At 39.3% G+C, this 15,917-nt stretch carries 14 protein-coding genes and 1 pseudogene; 9 read left to right on the top strand and 6 right to left on the bottom strand.

Annotated features, from left to right (window positions below):
• Nucleotides 1-92 precede the first annotated feature (92 nt).
• Both V7083_RS19415 and V7083_RS19410 read right to left on the bottom strand, forming a co-directional pair.
• Nucleotides 93-962 (bottom strand): Cof-type HAD-IIB family hydrolase, encoded by an 870-nt coding sequence (locus V7083_RS19415; RefSeq protein ID WP_335481007.1) that lies wholly within the window; start codon nucleotides 960-962, stop codon nucleotides 93-95.
• A 101-nt stretch (nucleotides 963-1,063) separates the two neighbouring features.
• Nucleotides 1,064-1,411, bottom strand: a complete 348-nt coding sequence (locus tag V7083_RS19410) for a YlbF family regulator (protein WP_335481005.1) — start codon at nucleotides 1,409-1,411, stop codon at nucleotides 1,064-1,066.
• 151 nt (nucleotides 1,412-1,562) lie between these two features.
• Here V7083_RS19410 and V7083_RS19405 point away from each other — a divergent pair, with 151 nt between their 5' ends.
• The 8 genes from V7083_RS19405 (at nucleotide 1,563) to V7083_RS19370 (ending at nucleotide 9,154) form a co-directional block, all read left to right on the top strand.
• Nucleotides 1,563-2,897, top strand: a complete 1,335-nt coding sequence (locus V7083_RS19405) for a YheC/YheD family endospore coat-associated protein (RefSeq protein WP_335481003.1) — start codon at nucleotides 1,563-1,565, stop codon at nucleotides 2,895-2,897.
• Nucleotides 2,898-2,914: 17 nt separating this feature from the next.
• Nucleotides 2,915-4,015 carry a YheC/YheD family endospore coat-associated protein gene (locus tag V7083_RS19400; RefSeq protein ID WP_335481001.1) on the top strand — a complete coding sequence of 367 codons (1,101 nt, stop codon included), beginning with the start codon at nucleotides 2,915-2,917 and terminating at the stop codon, nucleotides 4,013-4,015.
• Complete coding sequence (locus tag V7083_RS19395) at nucleotides 3,993-5,357, top strand: YheC/YheD family endospore coat-associated protein (RefSeq protein ID WP_335480999.1); 1,365 nt, start codon at nucleotides 3,993-3,995, stop codon at nucleotides 5,355-5,357. The genes V7083_RS19400 and V7083_RS19395 overlap by 23 nt, the downstream gene beginning before the upstream one ends.
• On the top strand, nucleotides 5,354-6,415 hold the full coding sequence (locus V7083_RS19390) for a YheC/YheD family endospore coat-associated protein (protein WP_335480997.1): 1,062 nt from the start codon (nucleotides 5,354-5,356) through the stop codon (nucleotides 6,413-6,415). Before V7083_RS19395 ends, V7083_RS19390 begins: the two co-directional genes overlap by 4 nt.
• Nucleotides 6,416-6,474: 59 nt before the next feature.
• Nucleotides 6,475-6,684, top strand: coding sequence for a YheE family protein (locus V7083_RS19385; RefSeq protein WP_335480995.1), 210 nt, complete (start codon nucleotides 6,475-6,477; stop codon nucleotides 6,682-6,684).
• Between the two features lie 70 nt (nucleotides 6,685-6,754).
• Complete coding sequence (locus V7083_RS19380; RefSeq protein ID WP_335480993.1) at nucleotides 6,755-6,946, top strand: hypothetical protein; 192 nt, start codon at nucleotides 6,755-6,757, stop codon at nucleotides 6,944-6,946.
• 92 nt (nucleotides 6,947-7,038) lie between these two features.
• Entirely contained in the window at nucleotides 7,039-7,938 is a 900-nt protein-coding gene (locus tag V7083_RS19375) for a PucR family transcriptional regulator (RefSeq protein ID WP_335480991.1), read from the top strand.
• A gap of 106 nt (nucleotides 7,939-8,044) precedes the next feature.
• The gene (locus tag V7083_RS19370) at nucleotides 8,045-9,154 is read left to right on the top strand and encodes an ABC transporter ATP-binding protein (protein ID WP_335480989.1); all 1,110 of its coding nucleotides are present in this window, start codon (nucleotides 8,045-8,047) and stop codon (nucleotides 9,152-9,154) included.
• A 37-nt stretch (nucleotides 9,155-9,191) separates the two neighbouring features.
• On the opposite strand, the gene V7083_RS19365 is transcribed toward V7083_RS19370, so the two are convergent.
• Nucleotides 9,192-9,434, bottom strand: coding sequence for a hypothetical protein (locus V7083_RS19365; protein WP_335481013.1), 243 nt, complete (start codon nucleotides 9,432-9,434; stop codon nucleotides 9,192-9,194).
• Nucleotides 9,435-9,735: 301 nt separating this feature from the next.
• Between V7083_RS19365 and V7083_RS19360 the strand changes: the two are divergent.
• Nucleotides 9,736-9,923, top strand: a pseudogene (locus V7083_RS19360) (small, acid-soluble spore protein, alpha/beta type).
• A 79-nt stretch (nucleotides 9,924-10,002) separates the two neighbouring features.
• Here the strand turns inward: V7083_RS19360 and fumC are convergent.
• From fumC to V7083_RS19345, 3 genes are all read right to left on the bottom strand, one after another.
• Entirely contained in the window at nucleotides 10,003-11,382 is a 1,380-nt protein-coding gene (gene fumC / locus V7083_RS19355; RefSeq protein WP_335480987.1) for a class II fumarate hydratase, read from the bottom strand.
• A gap of 367 nt (nucleotides 11,383-11,749) precedes the next feature.
• A complete protein-coding gene (locus tag V7083_RS19350; RefSeq protein ID WP_335480985.1) occupies nucleotides 11,750-13,750 on the bottom strand; it encodes an ABC transporter ATP-binding protein in 2,001 nt (666 codons plus the stop codon).
• Nucleotides 13,747-15,504, bottom strand: coding sequence for an ABC transporter ATP-binding protein (locus V7083_RS19345; RefSeq protein WP_335480983.1), 1,758 nt, complete (start codon nucleotides 15,502-15,504; stop codon nucleotides 13,747-13,749). The genes V7083_RS19350 and V7083_RS19345 overlap by 4 nt, the downstream gene beginning before the upstream one ends.
• Nucleotides 15,505-15,917: the final 413 nt, after the last annotated feature.

Below are 15,917 nucleotides of genomic sequence, written 5' to 3'. Positions count from 1 at the left end.
GCTTTTTTCGCCTTGCCTTGTCCGAAGTTTGCCCTTTGATTTCCAAACAAAAATACCACAGGCCTACACACCCATGGTATTTTTCATAATAACTACTTTTTAATAATTTTCATTTTCCGCAAAAACTCGATTGGCTGTTGCTTTCGGAAGTGTTCTTTTACCATGTAGGCAACGCCTTGTTCGTTTTCCGAACGTGTGACCCAGTCGGAGGCCCGTTTAACATCATAGCCAGCATTCCACATGGAGACACCTAGACCTGTCGCTTCAATTAACGGGATATCATCCAAGGAATCCCCAATATAGACCATTTCTTTCAGCGCAAAGCCAAGATGGCTTCCCAAATGAGCCAAGCCATCCAGTTTGGATACGCCTGCAGGTACAATATCTAAACGCAGGGAATCCAGCTTAATTGCCTGAATTTCGGTAAACATCTTTTCGATTGCCGTTCTTGCATCCTCCAGGTCTCTTGGTTTTTCAAAATAGGCCTCAATTTTAGGAGGAGCCACTTTTTGTTCATGTAAATATTCACTCAGGGTTGGCACAAATTGCTGAGAATAGAACATTGGATCCCCCGAGGTAAACACCGTTTTAGCCAGAAGATTATTATGCAATTTAAATTTATTCGCTAAGGAAAATTCCTCATGCACAAGCCGGATTTGACAAGGTAAGGTCTCAAGTAATTGGACCGTATCATAGGTGATTTCTTCATTGATCCGCTTAACAAAAAGTGGCTCAGAATCAGGAGCAGCAATATAGGCTCCTTGATGGGTAACTAACGGTAATTTTATCTTTAACGCCTTTGCCACCTTTTGGGCAGATGGGAAGCAGCGTGACGTAACAAGTGTTACATAAATCCCTTTCCCTTGTACATATTCAACGGCATCTTTTGTTGCCTTGTGCATTCGGCCATTGGTTTGTAACAGCGTGCCGTCAATATTCAATGCTAGCATGCGGTAAATCATCCTGTTGCCCCCTGTTCTTCGTGAAGTTACTCCTATATCAGTTTTATGTGACCTCACTTATTTATAGAACAGGGCAGTGAAAGATGGACTAGATTTTAAGATTAAACTTCGCCATACAACTCAGCAAGAGGCTTCATGATTAATTGATTTAGTTCTCCAATAATTATACTCATGCGTTGTTCTGCCTGCATAAGGCGGGAAATTTTTTCGTTTTGTTGAACTTGTGCCACAGTAGTCTGAGCCTGTTGGACCTCTTGTTCGGAAATATTTTGTCCCATCATTTGTTTTTGCTGCAGGTTTAATTGAATTTGCCGGAAGTGATCAAACATTTGCTTTGCCTGATGATCCGCGTTCACTTCATTATAAGCTTGCTGTAATTGTCTATACTCATCACTTTGGCGAATTGCCGTTTCTAATGCATATGCAGAATCATATAAATTAACTGCCATTTGTAGGTCCACTCCTTTTTTAATACAATTCTTCCCAACTATAACAAACTATTCGCTTGATTGCGAGAATGTTCAATTCACCTTCTATCCTGTATTTTCATACCATACCTATATCAGCAAATGCCTATACTTAAATAAATGAGGAGTGATTATGTCTGTTCCATTAATCCCTGTCACCATTGTTCCTCAAAAACAGGTAGATGAGTGCTACATCCAATTATCTGAACAATTATACAAACAATTGCAAATAGAGACGGAATTAACACTTATACTGGGAAGGTCTTCAATTCAGGTCAGTGTTCATACTAAGCCAATGCTTGGCAATGAAATCCATATGTCTGAAAAAATTTTCATTGAACTATCACTGCCAATAAAAAAATATCAATTTCTCACAAAATATGATTCATCCAGCCATTCAATGAAACTAGGACCAATCATTGGGTTGCTTATGGAATTCTCCCCGACGGAAAAAAAACCATTTTCTCGATTACAGCAATTTTGCGAAGAACTTCATCAAGTAGTTTCTGAGAAGGGCGGTTTTTTTTACGTTTTTTCTTGTGAATCATATGCCCAGACTGGTTACTACTATGAAGAAGGCAAATGGCTGTCGGCCAAACTTCCTTCACCCGATGTGATTTATAATCGTGCCTCCCGCAAACTTGAACAAATACCGAGATTTAAGAAGTTTCGTACAGGGCTGGAACAACAGGTGATCCCGCTTTTTAATGATCGATTCTTTTCAAAATGGGAGGTAAATGAGTGGCTTAGAGAACAGCCACACCTACAAAATTATCTTCCTGAAACACAAATTTTATCAAAAGAGAGCTTCGAACTATTCGTACAGCAATATGATACTGTTTTTATCAAACCAATTCATGGCAGCCAAGGAAGACATATTACCAAAATCGAGAAGTCCACCTCTAATCATTATTCCTTTCAGACCTCCATTATGAATCGAACGGAACAAAATTTACCATTTGATCAGCTCTATCGAAAAATTCTCAGTTTACTGGGTAAGCCAATTTATATTATCCAAGAAGGTCTTTCCCTCGTCACAATAGATTCTAATCCCTTGGATTTTAGAGTACTATGCCATAAAAATCATGAGCATCAGTGGGTTATTACTTCGATTGTTGCCAGAGTCGGGGCAGAGAACGAGATCGTCTCCAATATTGCAAGAGGTGGAACCACCACAAAACCTTTGGAGGTATTAAGGTTTTGCTTCGGGCCCAAAAAAGCCTTGGAAGCTCTAGACATGATAAAAGAATTGTCACTTAGGATTGCTCAAATAACCGGATTGCGTTCCAAGGGGATTACAGGTGAATTGGGAATTGACATTGGTGTGGACCTAAACGGCAAACCATGGTTAATTGAAGTAAACTCAAAGCCCTCTAAATTTAACGATGAACCAACCGGTAAAATCAGGCCTTCTGCAAAGGCCATCATTCGGTTTTGTACAAAATTAGCTTTTGACTATAACTGTTGAAAATGAGGTAGAAAAAATTGATAGCATTGGGAATCATGTCATTGCATTTAGATAGTGAAGCTTCTTATATTACAGAGATGGCGCGGCACGCCGAACAATGTGGGATTGAATGCTACCGGTTTATTCCGTATGAAATCAATCCACATTCATTAAAAGTAAATGGGAGAAAATTCAATAACCAAACCGGAATTTGGGAGGACACCGAGTTTCCCATTCCCGCCATTCTTTATGATCGTTGCTATTACGGAGATGACGAGCATTCAAAAAAATGTTTGCCGGTCGTATCCTGGTTAAAAAGCAGAAATGATATTACTTTTTTAGGCTATGGATTACCGAATAAACATGAGCTTTACGAGACACTAAAAACCTCTGTTTTGTCTGCCTATTTGCCTTCAACAGAATTAGTTGCCCAGCCGGAGATGGTCTTGGCATCGTTGAAGAAAATGAAAAAGGTGATCATTAAACCTGTCAATGGCTCACAAGGCTATGGAATTTACTATATTAAACTAAACGAAAAAAGCTATCATGTTAAAACGGAAAAGAACAAGAAAATCATATCACGCATCTTTCCAAATGAACGAAAACTTCTGCATTGGTTAAAAACCTTAATTGCTCAGCACAAGTACCTGTTACAGCCCTACCTGGAGTTATCGAATAGTGCTTTGCAGCCATTTGATGTTCGCGTATTGCTGCAAAAAAACGAAAATGGAATTTGGGGTGAGATGGGTAGAGGGGTTAGAATCGGAAATTCCGGCGGGGTGTTATCCAATTTAAGTGCAGGTGGTACCGTTATACCTTATATGGATTGGGCATCTTCTCTATCCGGTAAAACGGAATTTATTCATCAAGAAATTGATTACATTCTGAATGAGCTGCCACATTTGCTGGAGCATCAATTTTTACCATTATTTGAGCTTGGCATAGACATCGGCATCGCTAAAAACGGATCAATCTGGATTCTTGATATGAACTCCAAACCTGGTAGAAAGGTGATTCTGCAAACTCGACCGGAAATATCCACTCAGCTTTACCGTGCTCCCCTTCTCTATGCCAGGCATCTTGCCCAGACAGGTCATACAGAAAGGAAGACCTTTTATGAGAAAACGCTATCTCATTGAAATTGTGCAAAACGACCAACAGATCGTCTTTTGCCCTCCCTCAATTATTCAAAACAAACAACTAACTCGTATTGCCTTTGGATCCAAGTCCTTTGAGGTGGAATTTCTCCCCCATCCAGATAAAAATAATTGTATCGTCATTAGCCGGGACATTCAAAAGCAGCTTACTATCCCAAATCTACCGATATCCTTACATGTTTTTACGGATCAACAAACACTGTATATAGGTCCCCTTGTCGGCATCTTCACATCCGGGTTTACCCAAGAACAGGAGCAGCCCCTTGGTGAAAGGACTGAATTTTTTTCAAAGCTGTTATCTCTCAATAAGACAGTTGGAGCGTTTGCCTTTCTTTTTGGTGAGCCGGATATCGATTGGGAACAGGGAACGATAGAAGGACTTTTTTTTCATGACAATGCCTGGAAAAGAATGGTGGTACCTTTTCCAAATGTCATCTATGACCGCCTTCCCAATCGGAGAAGTGAAAGTATTCCAAAATTGCAACGAGTCAAGGAACGCCTTCAAACGGAATATTTGATTCCATGGTATAACCCTGGTTTTTTCAATAAGCTGGAAATTTATGAAAGATTGCATCAAGATGCTTCCATTGAGAGATATCTACCAGAAAGTCATCCGTTTACCTCATTTTCATTAATCGAAACGATGCTGTCTAAGTATGGGCATGTCTATATTAAGCCAAAAAACGGCAGTCTTGGCTTAGGAATCCACCAGATTATTTATGACAAACATTCCGACGAATATTACTGTCGTTACCAGGATCAGGAAGAAATCAATCGACTTCGGAAATTCCCTAGTCTTGAGCTGTTATTTAAATGGGTTTTTGCTAATAAGCCATTAGAAAATATGCTGGTACAGCAAGGCATTCACTTACTGCGAATCGAAAAACAGGCCGTAGATTTTCGGGTTCACACCAATAAAGATGACTTCGGAAATTGGCAGGTCTCAGCCATTGCCGCGAAAATAGCTGGCACTGGTAGTGTGACGACCCATAAGCGGAACGGCGGAAGAATCACGACATTATCTGAAATTTTTTCAAAAGAGGACTGTGAAGAATATATTGAAAAGCTCTCCCAGGCAGCTCTTCAATTAAGCAAAGTACTGGAAGAAAATATTGAAGGCATTATTGGAGAAATTGGTTTTGATTTAGGAATTGACCGTAATGGTGAGATTTGGCTCTTTGAAGCAAATTCCAAGCCAGGAAGGTCCATCTTCAGTCACCCAGATCTGAAGCATTTTGATTTTTTAACGAGAAAGTTATCACTGGCTTTTGCCATCTTTTTGACAGAACAGTCTCTCCTCCACCCTGAGGAGCTATTTAAATGAAGCAGAATGTACGACCGCTTATTGGAATTATGACGGCAACCAAATCAGATGGGACGATTGCTGGTAATGCCTCTCTCTTTAAAAGGCTGCAGAAAAAGCTTATTTCACAAAATGGAATAAGCTTTATTTTTACCCTTGAGGGGGTTGGGGAAGACCAGATTACCGGCTATCAATTTGACCCGAAAGACGGGCTTTGGAAAAAAGAGATATTTCCCTTCCCTGATCTCGTTTATAATCGGATTCCACTTCGTAAGGTGGAACAAACCAAGGCGTTTCATCGCTTCATTGAAACATTAATAGAAAGAAAGATCCCTTTTTTCAATCCAAGCTTTATTGATAAATATCAGCTTTATATCCTATTTAAAGACCACCCCTTCTTAAAACAATATTTACCCCAAACCATCCTTGTCCAACAAGAGCATGCTCTATTTTTATTTTTACAAAAGCACAAAAGTATCTACCTAAAACCTGCTAGTGCTTCCAAGGGTAAGGGGATTTATCGAATCAAGCTTTTGCAAGATCAGATACATGTAGAAGGAACAAAAAATTTACTTACCCATTTTCCATCCTTTCAGCTATTTTGGCAGGAATGGCAGGAACACCTGCTAAACAATCCCTATTTAGCCCAGGAAGATATTCATTCCGCGGAATACGAGGGAAATCGCTATGATTTTCGCATTCTTGTTCATGTAAAGAATGGGGTTTACTCCTTAACTGGAATCGGAATCAGACAATCACAGGATCAGGGAATTACCACGCATATACCTGCAGGTGGGAAGCTGCTTCCCTATCATTTGATAAGATCAAGTTTCCATGAAGAATTTATAGAACGGATTATCGAACCAATTGGAGAAGCTTTGACAGAAAAAAAAGGGTACTTCGGGGAATTTTCAATCGATGCAGGAATCAGTAAAAACGGAAAGTACTATATTTACGAGGTCAACTCCAAACCAATGAGCTTTGATGAACCGGAAATTGAAGAAGTCAAAATAGAGCGGCTATGTCAATTGTTCCAGGAGCTGACAAAATTTCGACCTAACCAAAAAAATACTATTTAAATCCTCTCTCAAACAAGGTAATCTTAACTTAACGAATGCTGAATGAGGGGGATGAAAACATGATTATGCACTTTCAGTTTAAACCTTTATTTGAAAATAAGGAAATTCCCGGCTGGAACATTTCTTTCTATCATAAAAAACAGAGGTATACTGGGGTCTATCACCAAACCGGCAAAATTGAATGGACCTCTACAGTCCCGGAACAGGATGAAATGGAGGCTTTAACCAGTCAAATACACGAATTAATGCTCTACCATGTTTATGAGTAATCGCATTTTTGTATGAAACATGATCCTTTTCGGAAAACTAATGCTAGTTATTTCGAAAGGATGAATGCAAATGAATGAAAAAAAAGAGAAACTCACCAATGATGGATCCGCCTTTGAGGGCAGAGATAAAGCATACATTGATATAGACAGAATGATTAATGAAGGCATGTCCGGTGGGTCGGTGCACGCACGCCAGGAAACGACCAACATTGAAGAGGCGCGTGATCTGACTGAAGAACAACCTCCATATGAATGCGACTAAACTGAGCAGATTCACTCGCTCAGTTTTTATTTTTTTATCATCTTGCATACCTGTTATAATGAATACAATAGGAATCATAATGGAGAATGATGATGTTAAAAAAATTATTATCTTTATATAAAAATTCATACTTACTCACCAGCCTGCCCGAGAAACCTTTAGAATCCCATTTTGTCTTTTTCGATGGTTCATCTAATCAATGGATTTCTATACCAAAAGAGATGGTTAGCGACAAAGAAGTTCATTTGTTGAATACACTGTTTGAACTGGTGGAATATCACCCCTCTCAATCTTCATTAGGTGAAGATTGGCATCGTTTTTTACTGCAAAACGGTCCGGTACCGAGGCAAGCCTTTGATGGTCAATATCGATTTATACAGTTCCATATTAATGGGAATGCAATTGATCACCAGGAGATTGAAGCTGCCCTAAAAGGATTTTTTGTTGAGGATGTAGTGATTGTTTGGGAAAGTAGTACAGATGGGGTAGTGGTTGAAGCAAAAAAACAAATTTCACTTTCCGATGAAGAATTAGTATCGATTTCGGAAACGTTAGAGAGTGACTTTTTCATAAAAACTTCATTCTATATTGGCAAGCTTTACTACTTTTCAACAGAACTGCCCAATCAATTCCTTCAAGAAAAGGACTTCTTCCAGTTTGGCATCCAAAGGATAGTGAACACACCTATTCTTACCTATGAAAGAGTGTTTCCAGCTTATTTGGCTGCTCATTTACCAAAAGAGTTGAAGCAAAAGATTAGCAAAGACATGATCGAACTCTTTGTGCATGATCCTGAATTATTTGATTCCATTAAAGTGTTTTTGGAGAATAATTCAAATGCCAGTCTCACAGCAAAAAAATTGTATATTCACCGCAATACCCTGCAATATCGTCTTGATAAATTTGTTGAAAAAACTGGTATCGATTTAAAGGATTTTTACGGCGCATTTACAGTATTTTTAGCTTGTCAACTGTTTGAACAAGAATCCTGACAAATTGCCTAAAATAGCGTTTTCATTTTTTGTGCAACCTGTCTATATGGTTTTTTTACCCACCCCTGTAAACTAAAATCATTAAGTGATCAGGGAGGAAATGAAAGTGGCTGAATTAAAATTAGATCATATTTATAAAATTTACGATAATAAAGTAACGGCAGTTAAAGATTTTAACCTACACATTGATGATAAAGAGTTTATTGTATTTGTTGGTCCTTCTGGATGCGGAAAATCAACCACACTTCGAATGATTGCCGGACTTGAAGAAATTTCTAAAGGTGATTTTTTCATCGATGGAAAAAGAGTGAATGATGTAGCTCCGAAAGATCGTGACATCGCGATGGTATTCCAAAACTATGCTCTTTATCCACATATGACAGTTTACGATAATATGGCGTTTGGATTAAAGCTCCGTAAATTTGCGAAAGATGAGATTGATCGCCGTGTGAAAGAAGCTGCAAAGATTCTAGGCTTGGAAGCTTATCTAAGCCGGAAGCCAAAAGCTCTATCTGGTGGTCAACGTCAGCGTGTTGCATTGGGTCGGGCAATCGTCCGTGATGCCAAAGTATTCTTAATGGACGAGCCATTATCTAACCTTGATGCCAAGCTTCGTGTACAAATGCGTGCTGAAATTGCCAAGCTGCATCGCCGTTTAAACACCACTACTATTTACGTAACTCATGACCAAACAGAAGCTATGACTATGGCCACTCGTCTCGTTGTCATGAAAGATGGTATCATTCAACAAGTAGGATCTCCTAAAGAAGTATATGAAAAGCCGGAAAATGTTTTCGTTGGTGGTTTTATTGGGTCACCTGCAATGAATTTCTTTAAGGGAACGCTTCAAGATGGCAAATTTGCTATCGGGAACACGACCATTGTGGTACCAGAAGGAAAAATGAAATTCCTTCGTGAACAAGGGTATATTGGCAAATCCATGATTCTTGGAGTTCGTCCAGAGGATATCCATGATGAGCCTGTTTTCCTTGATGCTTCCGCTGGAACTGTTATCGCTGCTAATATTGATGTTGCTGAGTTAACCGGTGCTGAGTTAATGATCTACTCCAGCGTTGAAGGACAAGATTTTGTAGCACGTCTTGATTCACGCAGTGATGTTAAACCTGGCGATAAAGTAGATCTTGCTTTTGATTTAAATAAAGCTCATTTCTTTGATGCAGATACAGAAGTCCGTGTACGTCCTGAGACTGAATAAGGTCATAAAGATAAGCCTCGTTTCTTGAAAACGAGGCCTATTCTTTTATAAAAATAATTTCTTCGTGAAAGCATCTTGGACATTGATAGACATGTGGACATTTATGCGCTGAATGGGTATCAGGATAACCATCCTCCAGCTTCATTAAATCAATCTCCATATATGGACTGTAATCGTCATAAAAATCCATTAATCTCCCTGAATCCATCATCGATTCTCCACAATTTGAACAACCTAAATTAATCACACGCCAACCATTGCAAACCGGACATATTGACATCATTCTCACCTACTGCTTTATGTTTACTCATAGTTTGTGTTGAAAAAAAGACCCTATGTAGTGGAATAAATTACTAATAGAACTTCCGAATAACTCCTCGTGATTGAATCATAATAAAGATTACAAACAGCAATTACACACCGATGGATGAAACCAACAAGGGTTATAACCGGTGCAAATCCGGTTCATCCAACCATTCATTCAAAACTTAAATTATGGGTTAGGCCAAGGCGGCAATAGTTTATCTATATGGTTCAATTCCATACTAACCCCAAATTTATTAAGAGGAGTGTTATCAACTATGGCAAGTAACAACAACTCTAACCAACTTTTAGTACCAGGAGTTCAAGAAGCACTTAACCAAATGAAGTATNNGGTGTAAACCTTGGAGCTGACACTACTTCTCGTGCTAACGGTTCTGTAGGTGGAGAAATTACTAAGCGTCTAGTTTCTATGGCTGAATCTCAACTTGGCGGTTTCGGACGCTAATCTTTAAGTAAACTTAGTTCATACCAAATTCATAATATGGCTTAAGCCCCCTCCACTCTTGGCGGGGGCTTTCCTTGTCTTACACCATTTTTTCCGGCTTGATCCATTCATCAAATTGCTGCTCCGTAACAAAGCCGGTTTTCAGTGCTGCCTCCTTTAAAGTAGTGTTTTCTTTAAAAGCAAGCTTGGCAATTTGCGCGGCCTTTTCATAGCCAATGTATGGATTCAGGGCGGTTACTAGCATTAGCGAGCGCTCTACATGCTGCTTGATTACCGCCTCGTTTGCTTCAATTCCGACTGCACAATGTTGATTAAAGGAAAGAATTCCATCTGCCAAAAGCCGAACAGACTGAATGAAGTTATAAATAATGACTGGTTTAAACACATTTAATTCAAAGTTGCCTTGAGATGCTGCGAAGCTGATGGTAGCATCATTTCCAAAAACTTGTGATACTACCATGGTCATTGCCTCACTTTGTGTTGGATTCACTTTTCCCGGCATAATAGAGCTTCCTGGTTCATTTGCCGGAATAGAGATTTCTCCAATTCCACTCCGAGGTCCGCTTGCTAGCCAGCGCACATCATTGGCAATTTTCATTAAATCTGCTGCTAAAGCCTTTAAAGCCCCATGCACAAAAACAAGCTCATCATGACTGGTTAAAGCATGAAATTTATTTTCTGAGGATTGAAATTGATATCCGGTTAAAGCTGAAAGCTGCTCAGCTACTTTCTCGCCAAATTCCGGACCCGCATTGATTCCAGTTCCAACTGCTGTCCCTCCAATGGCTAAATCCAATAATGACTTACATGCTTCAGAAATTAGTTTTTCATTTTTCTCTAGCATAAATCTCCAGCCGCTAATTTCCTGCCCCAATGTCAGTGGGGTTGCATCCTGCAAATGAGTTCTTCCAATTTTTACAATATAAGAAAATTCCTTTTCTTTTTCTAGCAGTGTATTCTTCAACGTTTGGATCGCTGGAATAAGGTCTTTTACAATTTGGACGTAGGCTGCAATATGCATAGCCGTTGGAAACGTGTCATTAGAGCTTTGCGACATGTTGACATCATCATTAGGATGGATCCGTTCGTTGTTCCCCTGTTCGGCCAGCCAAGAATTAGCCCTGTTGGCAATTACCTCATTCACATTCATATTGGATTGCGTACCACTGCCAGTTTGCCATACGGCTAACGGGAAATGGTCATCGTAGCTTCCAGCTAATATATCATCACTTATTTTTTTTATAGCCTCCATTTTGGATTGGCTAAGCTTTCCGGATTGTGCATTCACCATGGCTGCCGCCTTTTTTATCCGTACTAAGCCATAAATAAGTTCCATCGGCATTTTTTCACTGCCAATTTTAAAATTCTGCTTGCTCCGCTGTGTTTGTGCCCCCCAGAATTTATCTACTGGAACCTGAATTTCACCAATTGTATCCTTTTCTATTCGATATTTTTCCAATTTTCCCACCCCTATTTTCACTTACGTACATATCTATTCCCATATACATACATTTTATTAAACTTTTTACAGCCTTTTAAGCAAAAAAAAGAGCAGACATTTTGTCTGCTAGATAGGGTTTAATGTTTAATAATAGTATAGCCAATAAAATAAGTAAGGATTAGCAAACTGCCAATCGCTAAAACAACTGAATAATCCGACATGAACATCCCACCTCATTTTCGATTTTTCCAGTTAAACATTTTTAAATTATCACATCGCAAGCATATTTCCAGTGATAAAAATTACACTATCACTACAACCAAATGAACATTTCGTGACAAATAAGTGACAGGCACCCTATACGAGTACCTGTCACTTATTGAGGTTATGCTCCTTTTTGAAGCTGATACATCTGGTAGTACATTCCTTCTTTGGACATTAGTTCGTCGTGGCTTCCTCTTTCTACGATGACACCACGGTCCAGTACAAGAATTTGGTCTGCATTTCGGATTGTGGATAACCGGTGGGCAATAATGAAGGTTGTACGTCCCTTTTTGAGAACGTCCATTGCTTCTTGGATGACTGCTTCGGTTTCCGTATCAATACTGGATGTTGCTTCATCAAGAATCAGGATGGCCGGATTAAAAGCCAAGGCCCTGGCAAATGAGATTAGCTGGCGTTGACCGCTAGATAAGGTACTGCCCTTTTCAATGACTGGCTCATCATACCCCTTCTCCAAATGACTAAATACTTTATCTGCCCCTACATCCTTTAAGGCCTTTTCAACTTTTTCTCTTGTAATCAAGGGATCATTTAAGCTGACATTTGAAGCTATGGTTCCCGTAAATAAATAGGGATCCTGCAATACAATCCCCATGTGTTGACGCACCGTTTGTCGCGGGATGCTTTCAATGTCTTTACCATCGATGACAATTTTACCTTTTTGACTATCATAAAAACGAAAAAGCAAATTCATAATTGAACTTTTCCCGGAACCGGTATGGCCTACGAGAGCAATCGTTTCACCCTTTTTAGCCTCAAAATTGATATTTTTTAAAACATACTCCCTATCCTTATAACCAAAAGATACGTGTTCAAATCTAACATTCCCTTTGATGCGCGGGATCCGTTCCTCACTAACATTCTCCCCCGGTTCATCCATTAACTTGAATACCCGTTCACCTGCAATCAGTGCCTGCTCCAGATTAGCCAATTGATTTACGATACCTTGAACAGGTTCGAATAGACGGTTAATGTAATCAACAAAGGCATACAGCATGCCAAGTGAAATCACATTTGCCGGCAAAAGCGATTGAGCTCCGAAATACCAGATAAACGCAACAAAGATCAGATTTCTTAAGATCCCTACCAGGTTGTGAGAGGTTAAAGCATTCAAGCTCAATAATTTATTTTGATACGTAAATTGCTCTCGATTCAATTTTTCAAAATCTGATGTTGTTTCCTTTTCTCTACCGAATGCTTGAATAATACTCATGCCTTGAATCGATTCGTTAATCATTGCATTAATATCACTATTGCGTGATCGAATAATCCGATTATATTTTGAAGCGAATTTGCGGTAGATGATCATCCACAAATAAAGGATGGGCAATAATAATAAACAAAGCGCGGCCAGTTTTGCGTTCAGGATAAACAAAGCAACATAGATACCAGTAATATTGATGGCACTAGTAAAAAAGGTAGCCAAAACCGTCACATAAAGCTCCCGAATCGCCTCAGTATCATTCGTAATCCGTGCAACTACCTTCCCAGCAGGAAGATTATCAAAATATTGAATCGGTAACCTTTGAATATGGTTAAAGACATCTTCACGCATTTTTTGAATGATCCGGTTGGCTGTTTTTTGCAAGATGAACCGCTGCCCAAATTGAAAAATTGCAGAGACGATCAGCAGTCCAAAATAAAGCGCTAATAATTGAAGGATCCCGGAAATTTCAGGCTGATAGAACTTTAGTATTTGTGATCCACTAATAACCTCCGCAGGATAACTAACGCTGTTATCTCCCTTCTTAATGATCACCTTATCACCTGTAAACCTTCTTTTCCCATCAAAGTCCAGCTTCTGGTGAATGGAAACAAACGTTGCCCCAACTTGAAGAATTTGAATGTGTTCCCCTTTGTCATCATTCTTCCGAACATATTTCTCTCTTTTATAATATTTTCCATTAAATTCAACCGTTTTATCACCTTTACTGGTCTCATACCAAACGGATTCAATGCCTAAAATATGCTGATCAATCACATTTTTAGCAACAAACGGTCCCACCAAGTCAGTGACAACAGAGATTGTCAGCATGACCAGAGCAACAATGATCATTTTTTTAAAATCTAAGGCATAATGAAATAATCGTTTTCCGGTGGTCATACTGATACCTCCTCTTCCCATTTGTTTTCAATTTGCTGGCGATTAAATTGCTCTTTATACCATCCATTTTGTTCGAGTAGCTGTTCATGCGTCCCTTCTTCAATAATTTTACCTTCCTCCAGGACAATGATATGATCAGCATGCTGCACGGTAGACATCCTGTGAGTAGTTATGATCGTCGTCTTACCTTGACGTACTTCCCGAATATTATCGATTATCTGTTTTTCTGTTTTAGCATCCACAGCCGATAACGAGTCATCCAAAATGAGAATTTCCGGATTCTTGATCAAGGCCCGTGCAATGGAAATCCGTTGCTTTTGCCCTCCGGAAAGTGCAACACCCTTTTCTCCTACAAGTGTTGCCAAGCCTTCAGGCAGCATTTCCAAATCTTTTTGAAAAGCTGCGAGTTCAATGGCTTGCTGTAATTCTTCCTCGCTTGCATCCTCATGACCGAACAAAATATTCTCCCTGACACTTCTAGAAAAAAGTACATGATCCTGTGGAACATAGCCAATCCAACCACGGACCTGTTCTAAAGTTTGCACCTCTAACGGAACATCCGCTATCGATACTTCGCCCTTTCCAGGTGGATATTGTCTTAATAACTGTTTAATGATAGTCGTTTTTCCGCTGCCAGTTTTTCCGACAATCCCTAACGTTTGACCTTGTTTCAGGTTGATCGTCACATTCTGCAGGTTATTAGATTGGGCAGAAGGGTAACGGAAGGTAACCTGTTTGAAATCAATTCGTTCTGCAGTAGATACTGCAACCGGATGTTCAGGATTCCCTACATCTTGGTCATAACTAAGCGTTTCGTTAACACGATCTAACGAAGCATTCCCCCGCTGCATCACATTGATCAACTCACCGACAGCAAACATGGGCCATATCAACATCCCTAAATAGACATTGAATGCCACAAGGTCCCCAAGTGTTAGCTCTTGGTGAAACACTAAGTAGGCACCGTAGCCTAGCCCAATTAAATAACTAATTCCCACAAGAATCTTAATCGTTGGGTCAAACAAGGAATCAATTTTTGCAACCTCTACATTCTTCTTGTACACATCTTCCGTCAACTGATGAAATCTTTGACTGTCAGCCATTTCTTGAACATAGGCTCTAATTACTCTTACACCGGCAATTGACTCCAGCACGCGATCATTCAATTCTCCAAATGCATCCTGGGCTTCCATAAACCTGGTATGAATTCTTTTCCCATAATATTTCATTAATATCGCCATTAATGGCAGTGGGATAATCGCTGCGATTGTCAGCTTCCAACTGATAAAAATCCCCATTGTCAGTAACAATGTCAACATCCATAGACTAGAATCTGCCAGTGTTAAGATTCCAAATCCCGCTGTTATGGAGATGGCTTTTAGATCATTCGTTGCACGAGCCATCAAATCACCTGTACGATTTTTCTCATAAAAAGTGGGAGTCATTTTTAATAAATGCTGCATAAATTGAGACCGCAGCTTTCGTTCAACCAGAAAAGCTCCACCAAATAATTGATACTGCCATACATAGGTAATTCCATAAGAAGAAACCATGATTAAAAACAAATAGCCTATATAACGGAAAAGCTTCACTTTTGACATCTCACCGACATGGATATCATCTATGGCCATCCCAATTAATTTTGGCGGCAATACATCCAAAACCCCAACAATGACCAATAAAGTTATCGCCATAGCATAACGCTGCCAATTTTCTTTAAAAAACCAACTTAATTTTCGTAATACGGAAAACATCGATGTCCTTCCTCCTTATTGTCATACTAACCGCCCTCAAGATCTCCTTTGCTTTGTGCCAGTCTAATTTGTTTAATGAATTGCATAATCGTTCCTCCTCTTGTGTTTTCAAATAAAAAATGGAGTATACCACAACACACTGCGGTATACCCCACTAATTAAAAAAGGGACAAAAAAACACAAGTTACGCAGCTCAAAAAGAACGCAACCTGTGTTAGTCATAAAATCCTCTATTCAATCATCATTTAAAACGAACAATTCTCAGGACAGGTTACGGTTCCATATTCAATTGTAGCCATGACTCTATTTACATTTCTCATTTTCGTAACCCTCCTTTTCCATTTTTTTCTTACTCTGTAAGGTTAACATCAGCTAAATTGAAAGTCAATTCCTATTTTTTAGAAATCATTCAA

The organism is Bacillus sp. JJ1764 (assembly GCF_036962145.1).
Classification (GTDB): Bacteria; Bacillota; Bacilli; order Bacillales; family Cytobacillaceae; genus Neobacillus.
This window is presented reverse-complemented; position numbering and strand designations above follow the sequence as displayed.